Raw genomic sequence first — 4,821 nt, 5'->3', positions numbered from 1 at the left:
CCTATAACGGTCGACTCTACGCCCTCTTCTACAAGGCGGCCAATAAAGGAACGATCTGGTATAATCCCACGCAGTTGCAGGCGATCGGCGGAACAATTCCCAAGACCTGGGATGACCTGATCAAGCTCTCCGACATGATTGCCAGCAAAGGAAAGTATCCCTGGTCGATGGGCGTCGAGAGCGGCTCAGCCAGCGGCTGGCCGGCTGCCGACTGGGTCGATGAGATCTTCCTGCTCCAATCGGGGCCTGATCTCTACGATCAGTGGGTCAATCACAAGATTCCCTGGACGCATAGCAGCGTCAAGCAGGCTTTCCAGACCTTCGCTCAGATCGTCACCGGTAAGCACTATATCAATGGCGCCCCGCAGGCGATCCTGGCGACCAATTTCCAGGATGCCAGCTATGCCCCCTTCAAGAATCCCCCAGAGGCCTACCTCTACTATCTCGGCGATTTTACCGCTGGCTTTATTACGGCACAGTTCAAGAACGCCCAGCCCGGGAAAGATTTCAACTTCTTCCCCTTCCCGACGATTAATGCCCAATATCAAGGGGCGGTAACGGGAGGCGCCGATGTGATCGTCGCCCTGAAAGATAACAATGGTGTGCGCGAGCTGGTGAAGTATCTGGAGACGGCCCAGGCGCAAGAGATCTGGGTCAAGCGTGGTGGCTTCACCTCGCCAAGTAAGGCGGTCTCTCTGTCGTCCTATCCCAATGATGTGGCCCGCGCCTCGGCACAGATGCTGACCAGCGCAACGATCTTCCGCTTCGGGGCCGATGACCTGATGCCTCCGGCTATGGAGACCGCTTATTGGAAAGCCATGCTGGACTTTATTAAGGACCCGACGAAGCTCGATAGTATCTTAAGCTCGCTGGAAGCCACTGCTCAGCAGGCGTACGCCTCCTCCTAGGAACCAAGGAAAGTGCCGCACTTGGAGGGCGTGCAACTGCTAGCTCGCAGGCTCCTCTGACGACCAGGCCTGGCCGGGTTGAGCTTGGCCGGGCCTGCTTCTTCCTGGTAGCTCGTTGGCTCCGCTTGCACAATGGCTGCTGAGAGAGGCTCACATGAGCGCGAGTAGCTGAGAGGGGAAAGCTCTTCCCACCTCTCCCCTCGGGCCAGGGACGCTGCTCGGCGATGACTGGCAACGAGGCCGGTCTGACTCGCTAGCTCATCGCTGACCCCATCGCGATGGATAAGAGGCCTCTCTCGTGCCGAGCGCTCTGCTTGCTCCTTCGTTGGGGCAGTCCAGCCTGACTTGTACAAGCAGCAGAGCTGGCTGACCAGATGGAGCCTCTTCGCCTCTTCCTACGTGGTACTGGTGTCAGGTCTGCAAGGACAAACTGACAGGCTGGTATGCTACTGTTGTATCATTTTGATATATGATTCCCAGGGGTGTGTGTTTATGATCAAAGCCATCGAAGAGCGGCGAAGCCTTCCGCTTAAGACAGCAACGCCCAGAAAGCGTTTCGGCCTAACCCCCTGGCTCTGGATCGGTCTGGCGGTCCTCTTTGTGGCCATCTTTCTGGTCTATCCGCTGTTCTTCACCATCTGGCTCAGTTTCCTTGATGCCACCTCCACACGCTTTGTCGGATTGCGCAATTACCTCTTGATCTTCACGAATCCCTCGCTGCTGGAGGTGCTGCGTAATAATCTGCTCTGGCTGGTACTGGCCACGGTGGCGACGGTAGTGCTGGGCCTGCTGATCGCCGTGCTGGTCGATCGAGTGCGCTTTGAAAGCGTGGCCAAAGCGGCCATCTTTGTGCCGATGGCGCTCTCCTTTGTGGCCGCTGGCGTCATCTGGCGCTTTGTCTATGAGTATGCGCCGCCTGGCCAGACGCAGATCGGACTGTTGAATGCGCTGTTGACCGCCCTTGGTGGTCAACCCCAGACATGGCTCCAGGATAGTCGTTTCAACAACTTCGCTTTGATTGCGGTCTACGTCTGGATGTGGACAGGCTTCTGTATGGTGATCCTCTCTGCGGCCATCAAGGGGATTCCCAGCGAGATTCTGGAGGCCGCCCGCTGCGACGGTGCCGGGGAGATTACCATTTTCTTCCGCATCATTGTGCCGATGATCAGCCCGACCATTGCCGTAGTCACAACGACGATGATCATCAATATCCTGAAGATTTTCGACGTTGTCTACGTCATGACAGGTGGAAACTACGGCACCAACGTGGTTGCTGTCGATTACTATCAGCAACTCTTCAATTTCAACAACTTTGGTGTGGCCAGTGCTCTGGCTGTCTTGCTCTTACTGGCGGTCATACCCATTATGTACTTCAATATTCGCCGTTTCCGCGTTCAGGAGGCTCAACGATGAGTACGATGCATCCAGAGGCACAATCGAGCCTGGTAGCCCCTCAGAGGGCAGTGCCCGCCTGGCCAATGGGGCAGGCCGCTGTCAAGGTTAAGCGCCAGCCTTGGTACCAGCGGCTCCTGAGCCTGGTCAACCATAGCCTGGTCTCCGTGATCGTTATTCTGATCGCTCTTGCCTGGTCGGTACCTACTCTAGGACTCTTCATTAGCTCCTTTCGCCCCCCGGCTTTGATTCACGCCACTGGCTGGTGGACTGCCCTGGTCCCGCCCTGGAGCTTTACGATTGAGAACTATGTGAATGTCTTACAGGCTCAGGGGCTGGGCCTGGCCTTCCTCAATAGCCTGATCATTGCTGTCCCGGGCACGATTCTTCCGACCCTGGTAGCGGCTTTCGCTGCCTACGCCTTCGCCTGGATGGATTTCCCCGGGCGCGATTGGATCTTCCTGACGATCGTAGCTCTGATGGTCATCCCAGTGCAGATGACCTTGATCCCCGTGCTGGGCCTTTATACGATGCTGGCTCAGGCGACGGGCCTGCAGCTCGCGGGTAGCTACCTCGGTATCTGGCTGATGCATACTGCCCTCGGTCTGCCGTTCGCCGTCTATCTGCTGCGCAACTTCTTTGCCGGTCTGCCTAGCGACCTCTTTGAGTCGGCCCGCATTGATGGCGCCTCCAATATCAACATCTTCTTCCGCATCCTTTTGCCGCTCTCTGTGCCCTCTCTGGCTTCGCTAGTGATCTTCCAGTTTATGTGGGTCTGGAATGATCTGCTGGTCGCTCTGGTCTTTATGGGCAGCAATCCTGACCGGGCGCCGATGACGGTGACGATTGCCAACCTGGTCAACTCTTATGGCTCCAACTGGGAGGTGCTGACTTCGGCAGCCTTTATCTCGATGGCTCTGCCGTTAGTGATCTTCTTTACCTTGCAGCGCTACTTTGTGCGTGGTATCCTGGCCGGCTCTGTCAAAGGCTGATCTCCTGGCCAGGCAGGGCAAGAAGGCGGTCTCCGTCTACGTAGGAGCAGGGACAAGAGTGGGACGCCTTCTTGCTACTGCTCCTGCCTGCAAGAAGCTGCTTAGTAGCTCAGTCCCTCGCCGCGGGCGTGCAGAGGCGGCAAGCTAACTGGCAGATGACCCTGCGGATGGGCAGCGCCGAAAAGGACAGCGCTGGCAGTTTCAATGGCTGGCCGCGTGTATTCGTAAGTGAGCAGGTAGGTGGTAAGCTGGGGACAAGCCAGGAGATCGTATGGGTTATAGACGGCAAGTGCGACGATAGGGCAAGCAGCTTCGCTGACCAGCCAATTGATGTAGGCGCTCTGATCCTTGTCCAGATAGGCATTGACTGTCACGAGCAGCACAAGCGCAGCTTGTGTAATATCCGTATGCAGAGCCTCGCGCTCGGACTCAGCAAGCGGGAGCGTCAAGAGGCGCGCCTCTGTGTTAGGGTGGTAGCCTTGGATAGAGGCGATGAGCGCCTCAACAGGATAGCGCTGATCCTCAACGCGGCTGGCACCTTCTTTCTGGGGAATCAGGATCAGCAAGCGCTGCTCAGGGGCCAGCCGTAGGGGAAGCAATCCTTGATGATTGCGAAGCAGCGTGATAGCCCGCTGATAGCTGCGTCGTTGCAGCTCCAGATGCTCAGGGACTTTGAGCTGGCGCAGCGCCTCAGGTTGCGGCAAGCGCTCCCAAGAGAGATAGCGTGCTTTAAGTCGCTGCAGACGTCGCAAGGCCTGCTGAAGGCGGGCGGGCGAGAGACGTCCCTCGTCGAGGGCTGTACGCATGGCGGCCAGCCCGGCAAGCTGACGGTCATAGCGATGCGAGATCAGAATGAGATCGAGACCGGCCTCTAAGGCCCGGACAGTGGCCTGCTCGATACCCAATGTCGAGGCCGTGGCCTCCATCTCCAAGCAGTCGCTCATGGCCACACCATCGAAGTTCAGGCGCTGCCGTAGGAGGCCTGTAATGATAGTGGGGGCTACCGTTGCGGGGAGCGTGGGATTCCCTGTCAGGGCTGGAAAAGCAATGTGGGCCGTCATAATAGCGTCTGCCCCGGCTGCCTGGAGCACGCGGGCAAAAGGAACCAGCTCCAGATGTTCCAAGCGAGCCAGGTCGTGGGGGATCAGTGGTAGCGCAAGGTGGGAATCGGTTGCTGTATCACCGTGCCCTGGGAAATGCTTCAGACAGCTAATAATGCCGGCCTCGCGATAGCCGCGCACAGCGGCCAGGCCCAGACGGGCAACCTGTTCAGGGTCTTCGCCAAAGGAGCGGACGCCGATCACAGGGTTGGCTGGATTATTATTGATATCCAGCACTGGCGCCAGATTCATATTGATGCCCAGAGCCTGCAACTCGCGCCCCGTAGCGCGGGCGACGGCAGTCACCAGCTCAGGTGAATCGCTGGCGCCCAGGGCCATATTACCAGGAAATAGAGTGACATGCTCGCCCAAGCGCTGAACCATGCCATTCTCTTGATCGATGGCGATGAGCAATGGATAGCGGTGACC

General features: G+C 57.8%; 4 protein-coding genes. 3 read left to right on the top strand and 1 reads right to left on the bottom strand.

What is annotated here, in order from left to right; translation table 11 throughout:
- The 3 genes from IRZ24_RS16795 to IRZ24_RS16785 all read left to right on the top strand — a co-directional run.
- A partial coding sequence (locus IRZ24_RS16795) for an extracellular solute-binding protein (protein ID WP_297166653.1) occupies nt 1-908 on the top strand: 908 nt, incomplete at its 5' end.
- A gap of 492 nt (nt 909-1,400) precedes the next feature.
- Nucleotides 1,401-2,321: a sugar ABC transporter permease gene (locus IRZ24_RS16790; protein ID WP_297166651.1), complete on the top strand. Its 921-nt coding sequence runs from the start codon at nt 1,401-1,403 to the stop codon at nt 2,319-2,321.
- Entirely contained in the window at nt 2,318-3,292 is a 975-nt protein-coding gene (locus IRZ24_RS16785; protein WP_297166648.1) for a carbohydrate ABC transporter permease, read from the top strand. Before IRZ24_RS16790 ends, IRZ24_RS16785 begins: the two co-directional genes overlap by 4 nt.
- Nucleotides 3,293-3,393: 101 nt before the next feature.
- Here IRZ24_RS16785 and IRZ24_RS16780 read toward each other — a convergent pair.
- Nucleotides 3,394-4,821, bottom strand: a 1,428-nt coding sequence (locus IRZ24_RS16780) for a glycoside hydrolase family 3 protein (RefSeq protein ID WP_297166645.1), incomplete at its 5' end; no start/stop codon positions are given.

The organism is Thermogemmatispora sp., from assembly GCF_019683755.1.
Taxonomy (GTDB): Bacteria; Chloroflexota; Ktedonobacteria; order Ktedonobacterales; family Ktedonobacteraceae; genus Thermogemmatispora.
The sequence above is the reverse complement of the archived record's forward strand: the minus strand, read 5'-3'. Positions and strand labels throughout refer to the sequence as shown.

Excerpts from the sequence above, each read along its gene's own strand:
- IRZ24_RS16785 (WP_297166648.1), top strand. The coding sequence starts at position 2,318 with ATGAGTACGATGCATCCAGAGGCACAATCGAGCCTGGTAGCCCCTCAG.
- IRZ24_RS16790 (WP_297166651.1), top strand. The coding sequence starts at position 1,401 with ATGATCAAAGCCATCGAAGAGCGGCGAAGCCTTCCGCTTAAGACAGCA.